This window comes from Endozoicomonas sp. (genome assembly GCF_965196975.1).
Lineage (GTDB): Bacteria > Pseudomonadota > Gammaproteobacteria > Pseudomonadales > Endozoicomonadaceae > Endozoicomonas.
Genome location: NZ_OZ239981.1, coordinates 3,826,637 through 3,848,072, shown reverse-complemented (window position 1 = coordinate 3,848,072; position 21,436 = coordinate 3,826,637). Strand labels below are relative to the sequence as shown.

Below are 21,436 nucleotides of genomic sequence, written 5' to 3'. Positions count from 1 at the left end.
CGTATAGGATACACGTCAGACAGCCTTTATGACCAAGCCGTTAAAACAGAACCTTTCCCGAATAGACCTGAATCTGCTTACTGCACTTGAAGCCCTGCTGGAAGAGCATAGTGTCACCAGAGCCGCTTCACGCCTGTTTATCGGTCAGCCTGCTATGAGTCACCATCTGAGCCGGCTCAGAGAGCTGTTTGATGATGCATTACTGGTGCGGCAGGGCAGTCAGATGAAACTGACTCGGCGGGCAAGGGAGTTGGCTCCCAAGGTAAAAAAGATCCTGGACCAGGTAAGGAATGACCTGCTGCTTGTTCCGGAGTTTGACCCAGCCAGTTTTGATGGACACCTGAATATTGGACTGACCGACTATGCCGAGTCGCTGTACGCTGAGGTGATTGTTCAGGCTCTATTACAAAGCTCACCAAACTGTACCGTCAGTTTTATCCTGGTGGATCGGGACAGCGCGTTTACCCTGTTTCGTAATGGCCGGCTCGACCTGGCTATTGGCAGCCTTGGCGATGGTCCGAATGAATTGGCTGTTGATAAGCTCTATACCGAAAAACACGTTTGCCTGTTTGATAATGAACGACTTCAGCTGGATATACCGCTCTCCTATGATGACTTTCTCTCGGTTGACCATGCACTTATTAATAACACGGGAAATGTGAAAGGCGTGGTGGATGACTTGCTGGCTCAACGAGGTGATCGAAGAAAAGTTCGTGTGACCTGCGGACGGTTTACCTCATTGTTACGTCTTCTGCCGGAGCAGCCGCTGATCAGTGTGGTGCCTCAGGTTCTGGCAGCACTGGGACGTCCAGACCAAGGGCTGACCATGTCTCCCTGCCCGGTTCCCGTGCCGGATTTTGATATCTACGTTGCCTGGCGTAAGGAAGATAATGATGCGCCGGTGCTTCAGTGGCTCAGGGAGCTGGTGGCTGTTACGGTGAAGCAGCGAAGGCTTTCAATACTGCCATAAACCCTGACGATATGAGCTCCTGACCTCTGACCTATACTAGAAGGCTAATAACAAGCCCAGCAGAGGAGAGTGCATTTGGCAAACATTCGAATAATCAATGCCCATATTTTGGATGTCGTCCAAGGTTTCCTGTTGCCAAAACAGTGCCTCCTTATCAAGGATGGCCTTATAGAAGCTGTTGGTAATGACCTGCCCGAAGAGCCTGTAGATATGACACTGGATGCGGCGGGTCGCGTGGTCATGCCGGGGCTGTGTGATGCCCATGTGCATATTACTGCGGGTACTCCGGATTTTGTGGCATTGCGCCACTGGCCTCCCTCCTATGTTGCAGCCCATGCCAAACATATTCTGGAAGGCATGCTGATGCGCGGTTTCACCACGGTACGTGATGCCGGTGGGGCTGATTTTGGTTATGCACAGGCCATCGAGGAAGGACTGCTTACAGGGCCCCGGCTGCTGTTTTGTGGCCATGCACTGTCTCAGACCGGAGGGCATGGTGATATGCGCCTTCCCGGTGATCACCAGACTGATCATTGCTTCTGCTGTGCTGGACTTGGCAAAGTCTGTGATGGTGTTGCCGAGGTTCGCAAAGCCTGTCGGGACGAAATCCGCAAGGGCGCCCATCAGATCAAGCTAATGGTGTCTGGTGGTGTGGCATCACCCACGGATCGAATTGACAGTACCCAGTTTGCAGAAGATGAAATTCAGGCAGCTGTTGAGGAGACGGAAGCTGCCAATATCTATGTGATGGCTCATGCCTATACCAATCGTGCCATTAAGCGGGCCCTGGAGGCCGGAGTCCGTTCTATTGAACATGGCAATTTGATTGAGTTTGATGGCATCGAACTGCTGAAAAAGAAAGGCGCTTTTCTTGTACCCACGCTATCAACCTATGATCAGCTGGCGCTGAGAGGGGTTGAAGCAGGAATGCCGGAAGCGTTGCAGAAGAAGGTCTACAGTGTTCTGGATGCAGGCCTGCAGGCGTTGGAGGCGGCCTGGAAGGCGGATGTGAATATTGTCTTCGGTACCGATTTGCTGGGCAGTATGCACGATGCTCAGTTAAAAGAGTTCGCTATACGTGGTGAAATCATTCCACCAGATGAGTTGATCCGGTCGGCGACAGTGAAAGCGGCAGAGCTCTTTAACCTGTCTGGGCAGATCGGTGTGCTGGCAGAAGGTTATCGGGCGGACCTGCTGGTAGTGGGCGGAAATCCACTGGATGATCCTGGTGTTCTGCAACAGCCTGAGAAGCACCTGAAACTCATTATGAAAGACGGTAGGATTTATAAAAATCAGCTGTAGGGAGCGGATCATAGAAGTTTGCAGGCAAAGATCTCATCTTTGTACCACAAAGGCACGAAGTCACAGAGAAGCGCTGTTTACTGAATAGTCTTTCTTTGTGTCTTAGTGCCTTTGTGATGATGACAGGCTCAGGGTTTTACTTCTTCTCTTTGGCTTCAATCCGTTCCTTGATCATATTGTAACGTTCCAGTGGCATACCATTTTTGGCCAGTACCATCTCTTTAACCAGTGAGTTGTCTTTGGTCACGATGGTTACGTTATAGCCGTCTTTTGTCGAGGTGACTTTGCCTACTTTAACGTTGGGGTTACCCTGCATGATCAGCCGGGCTTCATTAAGGGTTCTGATTTCATTTGCAGAGAACTCGCGGTTCATGTGCTCTTTGAAGTTTTTGCCCATCATGCCACGCTTGCCATGCTCTCCTTTCATGAACTGGCCTGAGCGGCTTCCTTCCATGCAGTGTCTGTTATCGCCTTTGTCATTGTCCCACCAGGCAAAGGCTGAGGAAGCAGTAAATACAGTGACCAGGGCGGTTGCAATCAATGTTGTCTTTTTCATGGCTTTTGTCCTCAATGGGGTTCCACGTTGGTTTGGTGAAACCCTGGTAATCATTTCGGGTTTCGATGGACTCATTAAAAACCATGAATTTCTCAGAAATATCCCGAAGCCATGGGAGTTTGTCTCAATTTGTCTCAATTGTTCGCAGCCTATCCAAAGCAACGGTACTTAAGCTTTATAATATTTTGACCGGCAACCTGAACAGTGTGGAACGCCATGAAAAAACACATTCTTGTGGTTGATGACCACGATGACATTCGCGATCTGTTAGGGCGCTATCTGGATCAGCATGGCTATCTTGTTTCTCTGGCCGATGGCGGGGAGGCTATGCGTGGAGTTCTTGAGCGGGAAGCCATTGATCTTGTGGTTTTGGATATCATGATGCCGGGAGAGGACGGGCTGACATTATGTCGATATCTTCAGGAAAATGATGGTCCGCCAGTGATCATGCTGACCGCCATGAGTGAGGAAGCCGATACCATTGTCGGGCTGGAGATGGGAGCCGATGACTACGTCACCAAACCGTTCAGCCCAAGAGAGTTACTGGCACGTATCAAGGCCGTTCTGCGTCGTCTGGAACATGTCTCAGCAAAGGAACCTGCTGCGAGTGATCATTCAGCATTGACCTTTAAGGGCTGGAGCCTGGACGTTCATCAGCACCAGCTGACCCGGGAGGATGGCTTACTGGTGGATCTGAGCGCTGCTGAGTTTCGTTTGTTAAAGGTTTTTCTGGAACATTCACGGCAGGTACTGAGTCGGGATCAGTTGATGGATATGACCAAAGGGCGTGAAGCGCTGCCATTTGACCGGAGCATTGATAACCAGATCAGCCGGTTGAGGAAGAAGGTTGAGAAAGACCCGAAAAATCCAACACTGATTAAAACCGTCTGGGGTGGGGGATACATGTTTACAGAAGAATCAAAAGCGGTATGAAGGACTCATTGGATCTGGATGCTAAGCCTAAGGCAATAGGCAGGCCTGGGGTATTTAAACGTTTTTGGTCCAGTATGGTAACCCAGATGGTTCTGGCTGTTCTGGTTGCTCTTGTCATTGCCCAGGTTTTCAGCTTTGTTATTCTCGGGAATGCCTACAGAACTGTTCTATCGGATATCAGTCAGAAGTCTCAATTTCAGCAGATAGAATCCCTGGTCTGGTTACTGGAAAACAACCCGATCAGCGACTACTCGGCCATTCTGGCTGCAGCGCGAACCAAAAACGCCTGGTTTACCGTTGATGATCGCAGTGAGCTGGCCAACAGAGAGATGAATGTCCGTGATAAACGTCTGATGCAGCGTTTGTTGCACTTGATGGGGAATCAATACAAGGGGCGCATACTGGTTAAGGTGGATCACTCTCGTGATGAGGGCTTGATAAAAAGTGTTGTTTCCAAAAGCCCGGCCTTCAAGAGCAATGATTCGGAGTATTGGAAATCTACCAAGTACTGCAGTGATGGAGACCGTTGTCAGAAGCCATGGCATCAGCATCGCCCGACGACTGACTCCCGGCATGATGGCGACCGCCGTTATTATCGGGAAGGCTGGAGGCCACCAGTGGTCACCAGCCTCCAGGTCTCAGTGCATATGCTGAACGGCTACTGGCTGAATCTGAAGGCAACGGCTCCTGCAGCCCCCCCACTGGCGGCAAAACAGACCGTTATTTTCCTTGTTACAGCAATGGTACTGGTTCTGGCAGCCCTGGCGGTAATGGTAAGGCGTATTACCCGGCCCCTGCGGATGCTTGCAAAAGCTTCTACTCGTTTGGGGGTAGGGGAGCTGGTAGAGCCTCTGCCTGAGAAAGGTCCTGCCGACCTGAAGGAAACTATTAGGGCATTTAATCAGATGAATGATCGCCTGCAGCGGTTTGTGTCGGACCGAACCCGCATGCTGGCAGCGCTCTCCCATGATCTCCGAACCCCGATTACCAGTATGCGACTTCGGGTTGAGCTGATGCCGGAAAGCAAAGACCGTGATCAGCTTCTGGCCACTCTGGAGGAGATGCAGCAGATGTCAGAGGCCACGCTGGCCTTTATGCGCCAGGCATCGGACAACGAAGTGACTCGACAGGTTGATCTGAACGCCATGACCGGCAGCTTGTGTGATGATTTGGCGGAGCTTGGGCAGGATGTGAGTTTTCAGGAAACCAGCGAGGTTATTATTCGCTGTCGCCCAGTGAGCCTGAAACGGGCGCTGAGGAACCTGATTGAGAATGGCGTTAAATATGGTCAGCGTGTTGATGTAATCCTTAAGCTGTTTGACAGGGCCGGTCAGCATTTTGTGGCTGTGGAGATTCAGGATCATGGGCCGGGTATTCCTGAAGATAAGATGGAACAGGTGTTTGAGCCCTTTTTCCGTCTGGAAGGTTCAAGGAACCGGGATACCGGCGGAATCGGTCTGGGTATGGCCATTGCCCGAAATATCGTCCGTAATCATGGTGGAGAGATCTATTTGGAAAACAGTGATGAAGGGTTAAAAGTAACTCTGGAGTTACCTCTGAACGCTGTATAAATGACAGGTTGCATCACTGCCTGTGTGGTTACCATTATCTGATGCCCCCAGAGTGGCTCTGGGGGCTTTTTGACCCTTCTAGCCCTGTTAACTTTGTTAGTAACTATTCAGCACCCTTCATATAAATCTGGAATTTTCTGATTTTTCGACCATCATCTTATACTCAATTTTTCTAACAAATCTCCAGTATGGAACCAGACTTCCCAGCTACTCCGTTTACCGAAGCTCTCCTTAAAGAGAATGAAGAGCTTCGGACCGAGAATGCGCTTTTACGGGAACGTTGCAGCGAACTGGAAGAAAGGGTTAATAAAAACAGTCAAAACAGTAGTAAGCCACCATCGTCAGATGGTTATCAAAAGCCCAGTAAAAAAGGGAGTGATAAAGGTGATACATCTTCCAAAGAAGCCCCCTGCTCCTCACAGGAAACACCGAACCCCAAAAGCCTTAGACCATCTTCAGGCAATAAACCAGGTGGCCAGAAAGGTCATCAAGGCTCTTGTTTGAGACGTGTCGCCTTACCCGATTATGTCAGGCATCTGAAGGTTGAAAAATGTTGCTGTTGCCAGTCTTCGCTTATCGATATTAAACCCACCAAATACATTGAGCGACAGGTTTTTGATCCAGGTAGACCCGGAGAATTTGAAGTTACCGCGTACTGGGCAGACGTTAAAGTATGTCCTTGTGGTAAACGGAACACCGCTGAGTTTCCCCAAGGAGTGAAAGCCGCTGCTCAATACGGAGAAGTGACTCAGGCAATGGCTGTTCATTTAAACCAGTATCACTTCATCCCATATCACCGGGTGTCTGAGTATTTCAATACTATTTATTGCATGAGTGTCAGCGCAGGCTCTGTTGCCAATTTTGTTGCCTATACCCATGAGAACCTGGCCTCTACTGAGCAGAGTATCCGCGATGCTTTACAAGAAAGTCCGGTTGCAGGAGCGGATGAAACTGGCATGCGGGTTGACGGTTCACTGTGGTGGTTACACATTATGCGAGATGACCAATGGACGCTTTACTACCTCTCAGAAAGGCGAGGTTGTGAAGCAATGGATGCAATGGGCATCCTGCTGACTTTTGCAGGCATTCTGGTTCACGATCATTGGAAGTCCTACTTTGCCTATGCGGCAGTGCATGTGCTTTGTAATGCCCATCATCTGAGAGAGCTTCAGGGAGTTGTCGATAGGGATGCGAATAAGCTGGCTCTGCGGCTGATGAAATTGCTTACGCTCTCCTGGCACTTCTGCAAGAAATACAAAGCAGCCGGTCTGACTCAAATGCCTGGTGCAATACAGCTTCGCATTGAGACGATATACGACCAAATCCTTCAAAGGGCTCTCACGAAGGAAACCGCTTATATGGAAAAACAACGACAGGTGCTTGGACGTAAGAAGGTCAGGAATACCAAGGCCTACAACCTGTTCAAAAGGCTTATTGAGTTTAAGGTTGAAACGTTGCGCTTCATGTCGGACTTTTCAATTCCCTTCGATAACAATGGCAGTGAACGTGATGCCAGGATGGCCAAACTTAAGCAGAAGATCTCAGGCTGCTTCAGAAGCGAAGACGGAGGTACCATGTTTACCCGAATCCGAAGCTATTTATCATCTGCTAAAAAGCAGGGGTTGAACATATTTCAGGCGCTTCTTAAAGCGGTTCGAAATTACAACAATACGCCTTTGCTGGGTGCTGAATAGTTACCTTTGTTATACTCTGATTCTAATAAAAATATTTGCAGGGAATGAGTTCATGGAAATTTCTACCATTGTCTTTCTTGGCATTATTGTCGGCGCCATTTTCTATGTTGTCGGTATTTACAACAGCCTGGTCAGTAAGAAGAATAACTACGAGAACGCTTTTGCTCAGATTGAAGTGCAGTTGAAGCGCCGTTATGACCTGATTCCAAATCTTGTTGAAACCGCCAAAGGGTATCTAAAGCACGAGCAGGATACTCTGGAGAAGGTGATCAGCGCCAGAAATCAGGCGGCCCAGTTATTAAAAGGTTTGTCTGGCAAGCTGGATGCTTCTGGTATCAAAAAGCTACAAGGGGCTGAACAGGCGTTAATGGGAGCCATGGGTGGGCTGAATGTGGTTATGGAGAACTACCCCGACCTGAAAGCCAATGAAAATATGATGCAGTTGACTGAAGAGCTGACCAGCACCGAGAACCGAGTATCCAGAGCTCGCCAGTTTTATAATGACTCGGTTACTGACTATAACAGCTACCGCCAGTCTTTCCCCCCTGTGTTTTTTGCCAATACTTTTGGTCACAGTAAAGATGCCGCTTTGCTGGAGTTTGAAGACAGCGCAGCCATGCAGAAAGCACCGAAAGTCAGCTTTTAAGAGAAGTTCAGGGTATGAATTTCTTTGAACATCAGGAAAAAGCGCGTACTCAGACCCGCTATTTGCTGGCATTAATGTCATTGGCAGTGTTAAGCCTGGTTGTGGTGATCAATGCTATATATGCGGGATATGCTGCATTCCAGAGGCAGGAACCTTTCTTAAATCATTTCACTTGGGAAACGTTCATTATTTCCTCTGCTGTCGTTGTTTCCACGGTCTTACTGGGCAGTGTGACGAAAGCCGTCATATTGGCTCACGGTGGTGGTAAGGCGGTTGCTGAATCCCTTGGTGCCATGAGAATCAAACCTTCAACCAATAACCGATACGAACGCAGGTTATTGAATGTTGTTGAAGAGATCGCCATTGCCTCAGGCACTCCGGTTCCTCCTGTTTATTTGCTTCATGGAGAAAGAGGCATTAATGCTTTTGCTGCGGGAGTGAGGCTGAATAATGCAGTGATCGGTATCACTAAAGGGGCTATGGAGCAACTGAGTCGTGAGGAGCTTGAAGGGGTTGTTGCTCATGAGTTCAGTCATATCATCAATGGTGATATGCGCTTGAATATGAGGCTGATCGGCATTGTTTTCGGTATCACGATGCTGACAGATGTTGGGTATCATCTCTATCGCCATGGTTATTATTCGCGTTCAAAACAGGCGGGTTACTTCTATATAGTTGGCATTGGCATGATGCTGGTGGGCTACATTGGTGCTTTCTTTGGGAATATCATTCGGGCCTCGGTTAATCGTACACGGGAGTATCTGGCCGATGCTTCCGCTGTTCAGTACACACGGGATAACGAAGGTCTTGCCAGTGCTTTAAAAAAGATCGGTGGTGCGGTCTATGGCTCCAACCTGGATAGTGGCGCGGCGATGGAATGCAGCCATATGATGTTTGGCTCTGCTTTTACGGGATCGTTCTGGAATTTATTCGCTACTCACCCTCCTCTGGATAATCGAATTCGAAAACTGACTCCAAACTGGAATGGTCAATATATTACACCCAAAGCGATTGATATTGAGGATAAACCTGAAAATAAAGCGTCATCACAGGAAAAACCTGGCCCAGAAGTGGCTGTTGCCGGAGTTGCTACTGCTCTATCTGCCTCAGTAAATTCGATTGGTGCTCCAAGGGCTTCTCACCTCAAGTATGCCCGTAACATGGTTGATCATTTACCGGTAACATTATCTGAGGCTATCCACCATAGTAACGGAGCATGTCGCGTCGTCATGGCACTGTTGCTGGATGATGCCCCTTCTGTTTTGAAAAAACAGTGTGATCTGATTACCAGAATTTTTCCCCGGGAAGTATTAACCAAAACGCTTGAGCTGCATGAGCTGCTTGACAATGCCAGACTGCTAACAGATCGGCTGTCGATTCTTGAAATGACGTTGCCAGCGTTAAAAATGCTAAACATTGATCAGCAGGAGCTATTGCAGAAGGTGCTGCTAAAGCTGGCGACGGCTGATGGCAAAACAACGGTGATGGAGTGGTCCCTGATTACCATTGTTGATCACACTTTGCCTAAAAAGAAAAAATCAGAAAATGTTTTCCGCTATGAAAAGTATCGGAATGTTAATCAGTTATCCGATGAAGTGGCACTATTGATAAAAGCCCTGGTTGGCATGTCTGGAATGTCCGTTGAAGAGAAGCGACGTTGTTTTAGAAAGACAGTAAAGAGATTAAACATCACTACTTCTGGAAAAACGAAGGTATCGTTCAAGGCATTAACTCAGGGCTTGAAAAAAATTGCCTTACTGCGCGCGGATGCCAAAGAGCAGCTGTTAAAAGCACTTTGCAAATGCATTGAACACGATGGTGAAGTAGTGATGGAAGAGGCTCAGGCACTCCGAGCCATTGCTGTTGTAATGGAGTGCCCGGTGCCACCACTGGTGCCTGAAAATGAAAAACAGACATAATCCTCTAAACTCTATGGTAGGCGTTACGGATAAGTTGCACCTGCCCGGCAGGAATAACTGAGCGAAGGGATGTTTCTTCTAGTCTTGCTTGTTTGCTATTCAGGCGAGCACCATTTTCGTCTGAATAGATATCACGAAGACATCTCATTGTTGCGTCTCTTCTACGCCTATCCTGATGCTGAGCATCAAAATTATCGATGGTTCCACGATGCTGATCTCTATGCCGTTTTATCGCGTCGTATACTTGTGCATGGTTTAAGCGATCTAAATTTAATCTTGAGCCAGGTAACAATATGGGACGCCAGCCTTTCATGGCATCAAGAGCACTGGCTAGATCTGCACCTAGCCGGCCATCATTTAACTTATTCAATGCTGAGGCTTTCACGGGAAAAAGCTGGTATGTCTCTTCTCCATCAGGTCCTGTAAACATTGCGTGAAAATCACCAAGCAGCTGTCCTGGTTCACCAATCTTTTGATTGATAAGCCAAGTACGAAAGTTTGCTACCTGCTGTTGCCGCTCTTGTGCAGTACGTCCTGGTGGATTCATGCGATTGTTGTATTCATCAACACAAAGTTGCAGGGCTTCAGTCAGTTTTTTTGCAAGTTCAGCCTGCTCCAGATACTCATCAGCTTTCATGGTATTGTCAACCAGCTGTTTAGCTTCGTTCCGAATATCTTGTGGAATCCTCTGGTATGGGTCTTGTTGCCTTGGTGGAGGTGCTGCAGGCCCTGCTGCTCCAGCAGCCCCTGGTGGATTTGGTGCTCCAGGTCCAGCGGCTCCGGCCCCTGGTGGATTTGGTGCTCCTCCGGCTCCTGGCGGATTTCCTCCTGGTAAACCACCTCCTGCTCCTGCTGGCATCATAATAACGTACCTCCCTTACATCTATCATCTATGAGTTTTGATGTAGATTTCGACAGGCTTAGCCTGACTAAGTTCCAGTCAGGCTCTTTGGACTTTTGTCTAATGTCGGGGATTACAGGCGTCGAACTTTGAATTTTCTTCCCTTTATTCTGCCTTTTTCCAGTCTGTTCAGTGCAGATCTGGCACTTTCACGTTTAACGGCAACATAGGCCACAAAGTCAAAGATATTGATCTTTCCCACCTGGTCTCCGGGAATCCCTGCCTCACCGGTCAGGGCGCCGAGGATATCGCCTGGGCGGACTTTGTGCTTTCGGCCACCATCAATGGCGATTGTTACCATGGGGGCTGGGACTGGTTGTTGGGTACCAGTGAGCGCTTTAGGATCACCAAATACCAGGGGAGCCTTGAGATAATCGCTGATATTATCCAGTTTGTACTGTTCCCGCTGGGTATGAAGGCTGAGAGCCAGGCCTTTTTTACCAGCCCTTCCGGTGCGGCCAACCCGGTGAACGTGCACCTCAGGATCCCGGCTCAGATCGTAATTGATCACTGCTGCCAGATTTTCAATATCCAGTCCCCGGGCTGCAACATCAGTGGCAATCAGCAGGTTTGAGCTTTGATTGGCAAAGCGAACCAGCATTTGGTCACGCTCTTTCTGCTCCATATCCCCGTGCAGTACCACGGGCTTGTAGCCAGCTTCATATAGCTCAGTGCCCACCTCTTTACAGATTTGCTTGGTGTTACAGAAAATGACGCTGGATTCAGGCTGGTAGTGTTTGAGCAGCTTGATCAGCATTGCTGGTTTGTCAGCATTTTCAGCATGATAGAAGCGCTGCTCGATGTGCTCATGGCTATGGGTGCTCTCAACGGTCACTTCAACAGGCTGTTGTTGAAAGCGTTCGCTTAAATCCCGGATACCCTTTGGGTAAGTGGCTGAGAAGAGCAGGGTTTGTCGCTGTTCAGGCAGGTGATCAATGATATTTTCAATGGCATCAATAAACCCCATGTCCAACATGCGATCGGCTTCATCAAGCACCAGCGTATTTACTCGATCGATTGACAAGGTTTTTTTCCGCAAATGATCCTGGATACGCCCCGGCGTACCGACAACCACATGGGCGCCATGTTCCAGTGAGCCAATTTGTGGGCCGATAGGCTGGCCACCACAAAGTGTGACGACCTTTATATTCTGCTGGTATCGAACCAGCCGTCGAATTTCCTGGGCAACCTGAGTTGCCAGTTCCCGGGTCGGGCACATCACCAGTGCCTGACATCCAAAATCCCGCTGTTTCAGCTTCACTATCAGCCCAATGGCAAACGCAGCGGTTTTACCACTGCCGGTTTTGGCTTTGGCAATGACATCTTTGCCTTCAAGAAGCTCAGGCAGGCTCTGCTGCTGAATAGGTGTCATTTCCTTATAGCCCAGACTGTCCAGGTTATTGATGAGGGAGTCAGGCAAAGAGAGATCACTAAAGCGGGAAGGCGCTGTTGCGGAGAGAGTAGGTGAAGTCAAATCAAGCTCTTGGCATGTGCCATGGTACAGAAGAGGTCAATGATTATAACAGAGTCTACTCTTAATGACGGTGAATCATTACAGCAGTTCATCAGGAACCCGGTGGTTTGATGAGGTCCCTGGGCTCAATACACGGTGTGTTTAACCGATTGTAACTATTCAGCACCCTTCATATAAATCTGGAATTTTCTGATTTTTCGACCATCATCTTATACTCAATTTTTCTAACAAATCTCCAGTATGGAACCAGACTTCCCAGCTACTCCGTTTACCGAAGCTCTCCTTAAAGAGAATGAAGAGCTTCGGACCGAGAATGCGCTTTTACGGGAACGTTGCAGCGAACTGGAAGAAAGGGTTAATAAAAACAGTCAAAACAGTAGTAAGCCACCATCGTCAGATGGTTATCAAAAGCCCAGTAAAAAAGGGAGTGATAAAGGTGATACATCTTCCAAAGAAGCCCCCTGCTCCTCACAGGAAACACCGAACCCCAAAAGCCTTAGACCATCTTCAGGCAATAAACCAGGTGGCCAGAAAGGTCATCAAGGCTCTTGTTTGAGACGTGTCGCCTTACCCGATTATGTCAGGCATCTGAAGGTTGAAAAATGTTGCTGTTGCCAGTCTTCGCTTATCGATATTAAACCCACCAAATACATTGAGCGACAGGTTTTTGATCCAGGTAGACCCGGAGAATTTGAAGTTACCGCGTACTGGGCAGACGTTAAAGTATGTCCTTGTGGTAAACGGAACACCGCTGAGTTTCCCCAAGGAGTGAAAGCCGCTGCTCAATACGGAGAAGTGACTCAGGCAATGGCTGTTCATTTAAACCAGTATCACTTCATCCCATATCACCGGGTGTCTGAGTATTTCAATACTATTTATTGCATGAGTGTCAGCGCAGGCTCTGTTGCCAATTTTGTTGCCTATACCCATGAGAACCTGGCCTCTACTGAGCAGAGTATCCGCGATGCTTTACAAGAAAGTCCGGTTGCAGGAGCGGATGAAACTGGCATGCGGGTTGACGGTTCACTGTGGTGGTTACACATTATGCGAGATGACCAATGGACGCTTTACTACCTCTCAGAAAGGCGAGGTTGTGAAGCAATGGATGCAATGGGCATCCTGCTGACTTTTGCAGGCATTCTGGTTCACGATCATTGGAAGTCCTACTTTGCCTATGCGGCAGTGCATGTGCTTTGTAATGCCCATCATCTGAGAGAGCTTCAGGGAGTTGTCGATAGGGATGCGAATAAGCTGGCTCTGCGGCTGATGAAATTGCTTACGCTCTCCTGGCACTTCTGCAAGAAATACAAAGCAGCCGGTCTGACTCAAATGCCTGGTGCAATACAGCTTCGCATTGAGACGATATACGACCAAATCCTTCAAAGGGCTCTCACGAAGGAAACCGCTTATATGGAAAAACAACGACAGGTGCTTGGACGTAAGAAGGTCAGGAATACCAAGGCCTACAACCTGTTCAAAAGGCTTATTGAGTTTAAGGTTGAAACGTTGCGCTTCATGTCGGACTTTTCAATTCCCTTCGATAACAATGGCAGTGAACGTGATGCCAGGATGGCCAAACTTAAGCAGAAGATCTCAGGCTGCTTCAGAAGCGAAGACGGAGGTACCATGTTTACCCGAATCCGAAGCTATTTATCATCTGCTAAAAAGCAGGGGTTGAACATATTTCAGGCGCTTCTTAAAGCGGTTCGAAATTACAACAATACGCCTTTGCTGGGTGCTGAATAGTTACGATCTGACCATTGACGGTGGTGATGCAACGGAGACATTGATGGCCATGGGTGGCTTCAATGAAACCCTGTCACTGACGTCCGATGCCAGAAGCTACTATCAGAACCTTGAAGCCGCTGCATTTAAGCCTGGCAGCTTTGCCAATGATGTCCGGGTAGATATCAACAATACCGCCCAGCTGCACATCACTGATCTGCTGACACAAGGGGGTGACCTGAGAATGACCGGTGACCTGCTGATTGATGCGGCTACGGTTAACACCGGACAGGGCTACAACATGAGGATGGTAACCGGCTATCAGACAGTGGATGAATTATCTCTGGACCTGAATAACTCAGATGGTTCAGCTCTACCAGTAGATGGCCAGTTTATGACGCCCTATGGTGAATTCTGGATGTCGGTCGACGATGTGAATGTCACCACTAATGCACAGTTCACCCGTTATAATCTGCCTCTGCTACTGACTTATAAGGGCAGTCAGGATGACCTCACTACTATTGGTTTACCAGAGTCGTTCTACCGTTTGAGTCTTGAATACCAGAATGAGATAACGAACCAGACACTGGAGCAGATTACCCAGGGTAACCCTGTTACAGAGCAGTTGAGTGGTGATGCCGATCCTGTATCCTTATCGGCCAGCTGGGTAGCTGCTAACCTGCCTGCTTCTGAAGGAAATCAGGCGGGTAGTGGAAACTTTGATGGGGATCTTGAGTACGAAGCAGAACAGTCGGAAGAAGAGGAAGAGTACTGGTTGATTTCTGAACCGGGCGTTGAAGAGGAGTCGTAAATGAACACCTGGACCAAGAAGAATAAGAATATAAATCAGGAAGGTCTTACAGGGCAGGGAATGATGTCAGGATCTCGATGGAAGAGTGAACTACACGCTTTGTCCTTTGGGGCCTTACTTGCCTGTGCTCCACTGTCGGCACAAACACCGCCAGATGACTATGACTACGCAGGTCAGACCAGTAAAGACCTGTTTGAGCGAGAACTCCGTCTTCGGGAAAAAGAAAAAAAGCCGAACTTGCCCGCAATCACTGAACAGACCGAGCCGACTGAAGAAGTCACCGGAGGACCAACATTTATCCTCCGGGGAATCCGATTCACCAAGTCGGCCCACCTGACTCAGGAAGAGCTGCAGAACATTGTTCAGCCAGCTCTGGGCGAAGAGATTGATTACAACGGACTCCAGAAAATTCTGGGAACCATCAATCAGCTCTATCGGCAGAAAAACATCTATACGGCGGTTGCCGTTTTTCCAGAGCAGCAGGTCTCCGATGGTGTTGTCATTATCCGTCTGGTTGAAGGCTCTATTGGGGAAATTGTCTTTGAAGGTAATAAGTACACAGAAGATGGTTATTTCCGCGAGTGGATAGATTACGACAACCAGCTGGCCTCCATTGATATTGAAGCTCTGGAAAAGGACATTCTGTTTTATAACCGGATACACAACCAGCGTCTGCAAGCTGAGCTTAGAGCCGGAAAAGCCTTTGGTCTGACGGATATTGTTATTAATGTACCTGAGCCTGGCAGGGATAGTCTGGAACTTTATCTGGATAACTATGGCTATGAAAGTTCGGGTGAAGCACAGCTCAGTGCACTCTACCAGCGCAATCAGCTGTTTCGTCCTTCAGATAAAGCCATGGCTTATGGGTTGGTATCCAGTGGTTTGAAGTCCTTTGTTTCCAGTTACAGTACCGTGGTAGGAACGGATGGGCTTCGGTTGGGTGGCAGCCTGCAATTTACCAATGCCACTGTTACCTCCGGTGACTTCAAGGATCTGGGCTATACCGGTGACACCCTTCGGCTTGGTCTGGAGGGCAGTTATCTGGTGTATTCTGATGCTGACCTCTGGGTAAATCTGGTGGCGGCCATCAGCAATTCAAGTTCGAAGAACAGTGTTACCGGTGGTGATCTTTCCGACTATCAGACAGGGCGTTATCAACTGGGCGCTGAACTGAGCTGGCTGGGCAGTCAGTGGCAGTTCAGTGGACGGCAGCTCTACAGCTCTGTGAACAGCAAAGAGAAGCTGCAGGGCATTACTCGTAAGTTTAACCTGTTCAACACCCGACTGACGTTTATCTATAACTTTGATAATCCTTTCTATGCACTGTCTACCGTAGAAGCGCAGTTTACTTCGGAGCAGGCACTGCCGGGGGCTGTGTCGTTTACCCTTGGTGGCCCATCAACCCTGCGGGGATACCAACAGGGTGTTGCCAGTGGTGACCAGGGCTGGTATCAGCAGATTGAAGTGCACTACAATGGTTTCTCATTTAATGAGTACCTGTTTGACCTTTATGGGTTCTACGACCATGGTGAGGTTGAATCCCTGAATCCAAAACAGACCCTGTCTTCCGCTGGAGTAGGGATCAATGTTTCTGGGAACGAGTGGTTCAGTTTTGACCTGACCGTTGCCAATGCAATGGAAGAGGTGGCGCCGGATCAGGACAATACCAGCCTCTATGCCCGGATTACCTGCCACTGTATAGACTAAGAGCTATAAGACACTGGCAATTTCACCTGGCTTACGCAGCATTTTGTCGATATCACCAATATGCTGCTCTTCTTCCGAAATTAGCCGACGGGCATACTCTTCAATAATGATCTGGTGAGATTGTTCCGCCAGTTGCAGCAACTCATAGTAATGCTTTACACCTGCTTTCTCGAATTCCAGAGACTCAATCATGATGTCGTGAATATCATGCTTTGAGGTTTCTAACAGTTCACCAATACCCAGTGACGGATGTTCTCCCATCAGTGTAATCATCTCTCCGGCTTCATGGGCATGTGTCAGTGTTTCTGTCGCAGCACTTCGCAGCCAACCAACAATAGGAATACGACTGTAGCCAAACACCATAAAACTGTAATGGGTATAACGGACAACACCTGCCAGCTCGTATTCAAGAATAGTATTCAGCTTGGCAACGATGGCCTGTTTGTTATCAGTCATAGATACTCCGATTCTGATTACAGATCGGAGTATTAGTATAGATGGGGAATCGTTATGGAGAGAGTGGTTATGGGGGAACCATAGGGTAGGTTCCATTCGTTCTCCGGTTGTTGTTCACTGGTTAAGCAGTTTCAACGGCTTTTATTGGATGATAGTATCCCTGGCGCCAAAATGGCCACACCCTGCTCCTGCTCACTTTGCCATCCTGCCTTAATCCGGGCATGTGTATAGGTGTGAATGCGCTGATTAATGCCAATGTTTTCTTCTCGCTTTGATCGTTATATTGACGAGTCCAAAGCACTGCTCAGTCTTTCTTTACCCATCATTGTTACTCAGCTGGCCACCAATGGAATGAATTTTGTGGATACCAGTATGGCCGGACAGGCCAGTGCCAGAGATCTGGCGGCGATTGCTGTCGGAACCAGCCTCTGGTTACCGGCCAGTCTGTTGCTGCGTGGTATCCTGATGATGCTGACACCAGTAACGGCCCACCATCGTGGGGCTGGTAATAATCCGGGTATTAGTAAAGATCTTGGACAAACGCTATGGATTGCTTTGTTGTGCTCTGCCATTTTGATCGGGTATCTGAATGGCAGTGAGGAGATTCTTGTTTATATGAAGGTTGCACCGGAAATTATTCCAGTCGGTGTTGGTTACCTTCATACCTTAGCGTTCGGTCTGCCAGGCATAGCTCTGTTCTATATGCTCAACAGTTTTCTGGAAGGCATGGGCAATACCCGTGCACCCATGGTGATTTCGGTATTGGGGCTGCTGGTCAATATTCCGGTGAACTACGTTCTGATCTATGGGAAGTTTGGCCTTCCGGCACTGGGAGCTGTTGGGTGTGGTTGGGCGACCAGTATTGTGTACTGGCTGATGTCATTGTTGATATTTCTGTATATCTGCAAACATCATCGGTATGAACACTTGCTTGATCTGAAAGCGACGTTTCCTGATGTTTCCCGAATACAGGCATTGTTTCGCCTTGGGCTACCTATCGGTATCAGTATCTGTGTTTGTGGCAGTATTTTTGCCGTAATAGCGCTGCTGATTGGCAAGCTTGGGGCAAATAACATTGCTGCTGCCCAGATTGCTCTGAACTTTTCCAGCATGACCTATATGATTCCTATGAGTCTGTCGTTTGGTATTACCATTCGTGTGGGGCACTCACTGGGTAAAGGGCTGAACAATGAAGCCAGAATGCAGGCAATCTGTGGCATTTTGACAGCCGCGTTGATAGCTGTGCTGTCAGTACTGTGCATATTGCTGTTCCGGCAGCAGATTATCAGCCTATATACGAATGACCCTCTTATTGTCAAAGGGGCTTCGGTATTGCTGGTGTGTGCTGCGATGTATCAGGTGAGTGATGCGGTACAGGCATCGACCAGTGGAGCGCTGAGAGGATATAAAGACACTCATGTACCCATGTTGCTCTCCTGTGGGGCTTATTGGGGGGTTGCCTTACCACTCGGGTATGCATTTGCCATGACGGATTTTTTTGGCACCCCATTGGGTACTGAGGGTTTTTGGGTTGGTATCATCACCGGGCTGACATTAGCTGCCGCACTATTGCTTGGCAGGTTGATTCATCTGATGAAATACAGCATGGCTGCAAAACAATAATATTAAGTAGCTGGCCCTATGGAATCGAATATTTCTGGGTGACTACCCACTTACTCAGAAAATAGGATTTCATAGGGTCAGTTACTTAGGTAATGGCTGAGTCTATGTTGTGGTCCAGCCATCATCAAAATCCCCTGAATGGGTTAAGCCCTTTCCTGCCAATCTTATTAAGCTAAGGAACCGTTACTCATCCGGAAGCATAACAATAATGAAAAAACTATCGGGAAAGGTAGCTCTGGTGACTGGAGCGGGCCAGGGTGTTGGCCAGGGAATAGCACTTTCTCTGGCTAAGGCGGGGGCTTTGGTGGCAGTCGCTGGTAGAACACTGGCAAAATGTGAATCAACCTGTGAACAGATTCAGGAACTGGGTGGTAAAGCCATTGCCATCTCGATGGATGTAAAAGATCCTGAATCTCTGTCTGCTGGTGTAGAGCGTGTGGTCAGTGAGTTGGGTGGGTTGAATATTCTGATAAACAATGCCCAGGAAATTGCGCTTGGCACCCTGAACAAAATAACCGATGAAGCGTTTGAAGCGGGCTGGCAGTCAGGGCCATTGGCAACGTTGCGACTGATGCGCCTCTGCTACCCACACCTTAAAGGTGATGGCGTTATTATCAATCTGGCTTCTACAGCGGCCAAGCGCTGGGATATGTCGGGTTATGGGCCTTATGCCGCAGTAAAGGAAGCGACTCGTTCCCTCAGCCGGGCAGCGGCCTGCGAATGGGGGCCGGATAATATCCGCTGTAACGTGGTGCTGCCCCATGCAAAATCCCCAAGTCTTGAGTGGTGGATGAATACCAATCCGGAAGAAGCTGAAGCATTTGTTAATGCTATTCCAATGCGCCGCGTAGGGGAGTGTGAAGACGACATTGGCAGGGTTGTTACCAATCTCTGCTCTGATGATATGCGTTATATCAACGGCCAAAGTATCGCTGTTGATGGTGGTCAGGCGTATATGGGGTAATAATACCAACGCCACCTTCTAAACATGAACTGCGCAGCCATTTTTCACAGCTGATTCTTCGTTGGAATTCCTCGCAATAGCCCCGCTATTACTCGTCATTTCGCCTTGCCCAGCAGTCCAAAATGACTTGCTCGATACCATATTTAGAAGGCGGAATTTGTATAATAGGCAGCAAATTTCAGAGAGAACAAACCATGCCATTCAGTCTGGAGATGAAGGTTCGCGACTATGAGTGCGACCTGCAGGGAATCGTAAACAACAGTGTCTACTTCAACTATCTGGAGCATGCACGGCATGAGTTTCTGCACGCTAACGATATCGATTTTGCCAGACTGGCGGCAGAGAAGATTAATCTGGTGGTGCTGAGAAGCGAGATGGATTACAAAATGTCGCTGGTACCCGGGGACGAGTTTTATGTGGAAGTAGAACCGGTGCGGCTTTCCAAACTGAAATTTGGTTTTAAGCAGAGAATCTTCCGTAAACGGGATAACAAGCTGGCCATTGATGCTCTGGTTATTGGTACTTCGGTGAATGCTAAAGGAAGGCCTTTTCTTTCTGACGACATTGACCGGGTGTTTCCACTGGTCGAAATGGCATGAGGATCAAATGACAAAACGTCAGAACTTATCTGACGTTTTGTCTTCAGCTTATTTTTTCAAAAACTTTCTTCCCAAAAAGTAGTCCACGCTGACATAGCGTCCGGCTCCCTGGAAAAAAAAGCACCAGCAGCATCACCAGATAGGTTGCCGCAAACTCAATCCCATTGTTCAGAATCACCGGTTTGCCAAACTCGGTAATGTAGTGGTAGCGGCCTGGATGGTTCGACTTCAGCCAGCCCAGAAAACCATTCAGTCTTTTTGTCGCTTCAGCAGCGTGTTCATTAGGGGCAAAGCTGCCAGTATCAGCAATAGCCTGCCAGCCATGGGGCCAGTGCACCGCGAAAATAGCAACCAGCATGGTGATGATCAGTGGGACTGAAATCAATCGAATGCCCAGACCCGCCACCAGTAGTACCGCACCGATAATTTCTGTCCAGGTTGCCAGTGCCGCCATCAGCCAGGGGAAGGGGAGGGCCAGACCGTGCTCAAACCACATCACAATATCGTCAAAGTGTGCCAGTTTATGGGTGCCGGCAATCCAGAAGATAGGGGCTAGGTAGAGGCGAAGAGCCAGCAACGGTAGTCCATCAGCGTGATGGAGATAATCCACTGTTTTTTGATAGAGTGACACAATCTTATTCATGGCTGTCTCCCTGGGCCTTTTATTGTTGTTATTCATTCAACGCACCAAGGAGAAGATTGTTACAGTGTGCAGGTCATTTTTTTCATTCCCGGGTTTGTAACGGTATGGACGATGAAGCGTTATTAATTAAACAGGCTCAAAACAGTGATCAGCAGGCGTTTACGGTGTTGGTCAGGCATTACTATCGCTTGATGCGCTTTGTTGCTTTGCCTATTGTGGGTGAAAGCGATGCTGATGAAATTGTTCAGGAAGCCTGGTTGACGGTGCATCAGAAACTGCCGGAATGGGAGCCCAGGGGCAGCTTTAAAGGGTGGCTGCTGACCATTACTGCCAATGAAGCCCGTTCCAGGTACCGCAGGCAGAAGCGGGAATTCCTGTCCGATGCTCCGGAAGAGGAACCGATGGCTCACCGCTTTAAGGCCAACGGCCATTGGCAGCAGCCTCCGTCTAACTGGGATCTGGGAGGGCCAGAGGCATTATTGGACAAACGTGAACTGATGGATTGTCTGAACCATAAAATCACCACGTTGCCAGAAAAGCAGCGTCTGGTGTTTGGCCTGAAAGATCTCAGCCAGATGTCACTGGAAGAGATCGCTGGCTTTATTGACGAATCGGCGGCGAATGTCAGGGTTCTCCTGCATCGGGCGCGGGCAAAGCTGTATTCCGGTATTGAACATTTTCAGGAGACAGGCATATGTTGAAATGTCGGGATATCGAGCGCATGGCGGGTCAGCTTCAGGATGATGAGCTGAACTGGCGACAGCGCCTGAGCATGCGGATGCATCTGATGATGTGTCACCACTGTCGCCGTTTTGTCAGACAGTTTGCGGCGATTAAAAAACTGGCCGAGCGCTCTGTCAGTGAGCAGGCTTCTGATGATGAAGTACAGTCAGTAATGGATAAAATTAACAGTTCACCCAAAGGGTAGAATACCCCTTGGGT

General features: G+C 48.5%; 21 protein-coding genes. 16 read left to right on the top strand and 5 right to left on the bottom strand.

Features of this window, described 5'->3' with window-relative positions:
* Positions 1-28 precede the first annotated feature (28 nt).
* Positions 29-970 (top strand): LysR substrate-binding domain-containing protein, encoded by a 942-nt coding sequence (locus tag ACOCLE_RS17365; RefSeq protein ID WP_419533521.1) that lies wholly within the window; start codon positions 29-31, stop codon positions 968-970.
* Positions 971-1,045: 75 nt separating this feature from the next.
* Positions 1,046-2,272 (top strand): amidohydrolase family protein, encoded by a 1,227-nt coding sequence (locus ACOCLE_RS17360; RefSeq protein ID WP_419533520.1) that lies wholly within the window; start codon positions 1,046-1,048, stop codon positions 2,270-2,272.
* A gap of 136 nt (positions 2,273-2,408) precedes the next feature.
* Here the strand turns inward: ACOCLE_RS17360 and ACOCLE_RS17355 are convergent, their stop codons facing one another.
* On the bottom strand, positions 2,409-2,828 hold the full coding sequence (locus ACOCLE_RS17355; protein WP_419533519.1) for a hypothetical protein: 420 nt from the start codon (positions 2,826-2,828) through the stop codon (positions 2,409-2,411).
* Between the two features lie 216 nt (positions 2,829-3,044).
* Between ACOCLE_RS17355 and ACOCLE_RS17350 the strand changes: the two genes are divergently transcribed.
* The 5 genes from ACOCLE_RS17350 (at position 3,045) to ACOCLE_RS17330 (ending at position 9,591) form a co-directional block, all read left to right on the top strand.
* On the top strand, positions 3,045-3,761 hold the full coding sequence (locus tag ACOCLE_RS17350; RefSeq protein ID WP_419533518.1) for a response regulator: 717 nt from the start codon (positions 3,045-3,047) through the stop codon (positions 3,759-3,761).
* Positions 3,758-5,332 carry an ATP-binding protein gene (locus ACOCLE_RS17345; protein ID WP_419533517.1) on the top strand — a complete coding sequence of 525 codons (1,575 nt, stop codon included), beginning with the start codon at positions 3,758-3,760 and terminating at the stop codon, positions 5,330-5,332. The genes ACOCLE_RS17350 and ACOCLE_RS17345 overlap by 4 nt, the downstream gene beginning before the upstream one ends.
* A 188-nt stretch (positions 5,333-5,520) precedes the next feature.
* Positions 5,521-7,026, top strand: coding sequence for an IS66 family transposase (gene tnpC / locus ACOCLE_RS17340; RefSeq protein WP_419532963.1), 1,506 nt, complete (start codon positions 5,521-5,523; stop codon positions 7,024-7,026).
* 52 nt (positions 7,027-7,078) lie between these two features.
* On the top strand, positions 7,079-7,672 hold the full coding sequence (locus ACOCLE_RS17335) for a LemA family protein (RefSeq protein ID WP_419533516.1): 594 nt from the start codon (positions 7,079-7,081) through the stop codon (positions 7,670-7,672).
* A 14-nt stretch (positions 7,673-7,686) separates the two neighbouring features.
* Positions 7,687-9,591, top strand: coding sequence for a M48 family metallopeptidase (locus ACOCLE_RS17330; protein ID WP_419533515.1), 1,905 nt, complete (start codon positions 7,687-7,689; stop codon positions 9,589-9,591).
* 4 nt (positions 9,592-9,595) lie between these two features.
* On the opposite strand, the gene ACOCLE_RS17325 is transcribed toward ACOCLE_RS17330, so the two are convergent.
* Complete coding sequence (locus tag ACOCLE_RS17325) at positions 9,596-10,228, bottom strand: hypothetical protein (RefSeq protein ID WP_419533514.1); 633 nt, start codon at positions 10,226-10,228, stop codon at positions 9,596-9,598.
* Positions 10,229-10,284: 56 nt separating this feature from the next.
* Here ACOCLE_RS17325 and ACOCLE_RS17320 point away from each other — a divergent pair, with 56 nt between their 5' ends.
* Positions 10,285-10,455 carry a hypothetical protein gene (locus ACOCLE_RS17320; RefSeq protein WP_419533513.1) on the top strand — a complete coding sequence of 57 codons (171 nt, stop codon included), beginning with the start codon at positions 10,285-10,287 and terminating at the stop codon, positions 10,453-10,455.
* Positions 10,456-10,565: 110 nt separating this feature from the next.
* On the opposite strand, the gene dbpA is transcribed toward ACOCLE_RS17320, so the two are convergent.
* Positions 10,566-11,966, bottom strand: coding sequence for an ATP-dependent RNA helicase DbpA (gene dbpA / locus ACOCLE_RS17315; protein ID WP_419533512.1), 1,401 nt, complete (start codon positions 11,964-11,966; stop codon positions 10,566-10,568).
* A gap of 240 nt (positions 11,967-12,206) precedes the next feature.
* Here dbpA and tnpC (ACOCLE_RS17310) point away from each other — a divergent pair, with 240 nt between their 5' ends.
* The 3 genes from tnpC (ACOCLE_RS17310) to ACOCLE_RS17300 are packed head-to-tail and all read left to right on the top strand — an operon-like array spanning position 12,207 to position 16,209.
* Positions 12,207-13,712: an IS66 family transposase gene (tnpC, locus tag ACOCLE_RS17310; protein WP_419532963.1), complete on the top strand. Its 1,506-nt coding sequence runs from the start codon at positions 12,207-12,209 to the stop codon at positions 13,710-13,712.
* Complete coding sequence (locus ACOCLE_RS17305; RefSeq protein WP_419533511.1) at positions 13,702-14,502, top strand: hypothetical protein; 801 nt, start codon at positions 13,702-13,704, stop codon at positions 14,500-14,502. Before tnpC (ACOCLE_RS17310) ends, ACOCLE_RS17305 begins: the two co-directional genes overlap by 11 nt.
* A complete protein-coding gene (locus tag ACOCLE_RS17300) occupies positions 14,503-16,209 on the top strand; it encodes a ShlB/FhaC/HecB family hemolysin secretion/activation protein (RefSeq protein ID WP_419533510.1) in 1,707 nt (568 codons plus the stop codon). It begins immediately after the preceding gene.
* Positions 16,210-16,212: 3 nt separating this feature from the next.
* On the opposite strand, the gene ACOCLE_RS17295 is transcribed toward ACOCLE_RS17300, so the two are convergent.
* Positions 16,213-16,665, bottom strand: coding sequence for a ferritin-like domain-containing protein (locus tag ACOCLE_RS17295; RefSeq protein WP_419533509.1), 453 nt, complete (start codon positions 16,663-16,665; stop codon positions 16,213-16,215).
* A 255-nt stretch (positions 16,666-16,920) separates the two neighbouring features.
* On the opposite strand from ACOCLE_RS17295, the gene ACOCLE_RS17290 reads away from it, so the two are divergent.
* The 3 genes from ACOCLE_RS17290 to ACOCLE_RS17280 all read left to right on the top strand — a co-directional run bounded on the left by ACOCLE_RS17290 (position 16,921) and on the right by ACOCLE_RS17280 (position 19,851).
* Positions 16,921-18,288, top strand: a complete 1,368-nt coding sequence (locus tag ACOCLE_RS17290; RefSeq protein WP_419533508.1) for an MATE family efflux transporter — start codon at positions 16,921-16,923, stop codon at positions 18,286-18,288.
* A gap of 208 nt (positions 18,289-18,496) precedes the next feature.
* The gene (locus tag ACOCLE_RS17285; RefSeq protein WP_419533507.1) at positions 18,497-19,252 is read left to right on the top strand and encodes an SDR family NAD(P)-dependent oxidoreductase; all 756 of its coding nucleotides are present in this window, start codon (positions 18,497-18,499) and stop codon (positions 19,250-19,252) included.
* Positions 19,253-19,446: 194 nt separating this feature from the next.
* On the top strand, positions 19,447-19,851 hold the full coding sequence (locus tag ACOCLE_RS17280; protein ID WP_419533506.1) for an acyl-CoA thioesterase: 405 nt from the start codon (positions 19,447-19,449) through the stop codon (positions 19,849-19,851).
* A 43-nt stretch (positions 19,852-19,894) separates the two neighbouring features.
* On the opposite strand, the gene ACOCLE_RS17275 is transcribed toward ACOCLE_RS17280, so the two are convergent.
* On the bottom strand, positions 19,895-20,494 hold the full coding sequence (locus ACOCLE_RS17275; RefSeq protein ID WP_419533505.1) for a DoxX family protein: 600 nt from the start codon (positions 20,492-20,494) through the stop codon (positions 19,895-19,897).
* Positions 20,495-20,598: 104 nt separating this feature from the next.
* Here ACOCLE_RS17275 and ACOCLE_RS17270 point away from each other — a divergent pair, with 104 nt between their 5' ends.
* Both ACOCLE_RS17270 and ACOCLE_RS17265 read left to right on the top strand, forming a co-directional pair.
* Positions 20,599-21,195: an RNA polymerase sigma factor gene (locus ACOCLE_RS17270; protein ID WP_419533504.1), complete on the top strand. Its 597-nt coding sequence runs from the start codon at positions 20,599-20,601 to the stop codon at positions 21,193-21,195.
* Positions 21,189-21,422, top strand: a complete 234-nt coding sequence (locus ACOCLE_RS17265) for a zf-HC2 domain-containing protein (RefSeq protein WP_419533503.1) — start codon at positions 21,189-21,191, stop codon at positions 21,420-21,422. The genes ACOCLE_RS17270 and ACOCLE_RS17265 overlap by 7 nt, the downstream gene beginning before the upstream one ends.
* Positions 21,423-21,436: the final 14 nt, after the last annotated feature.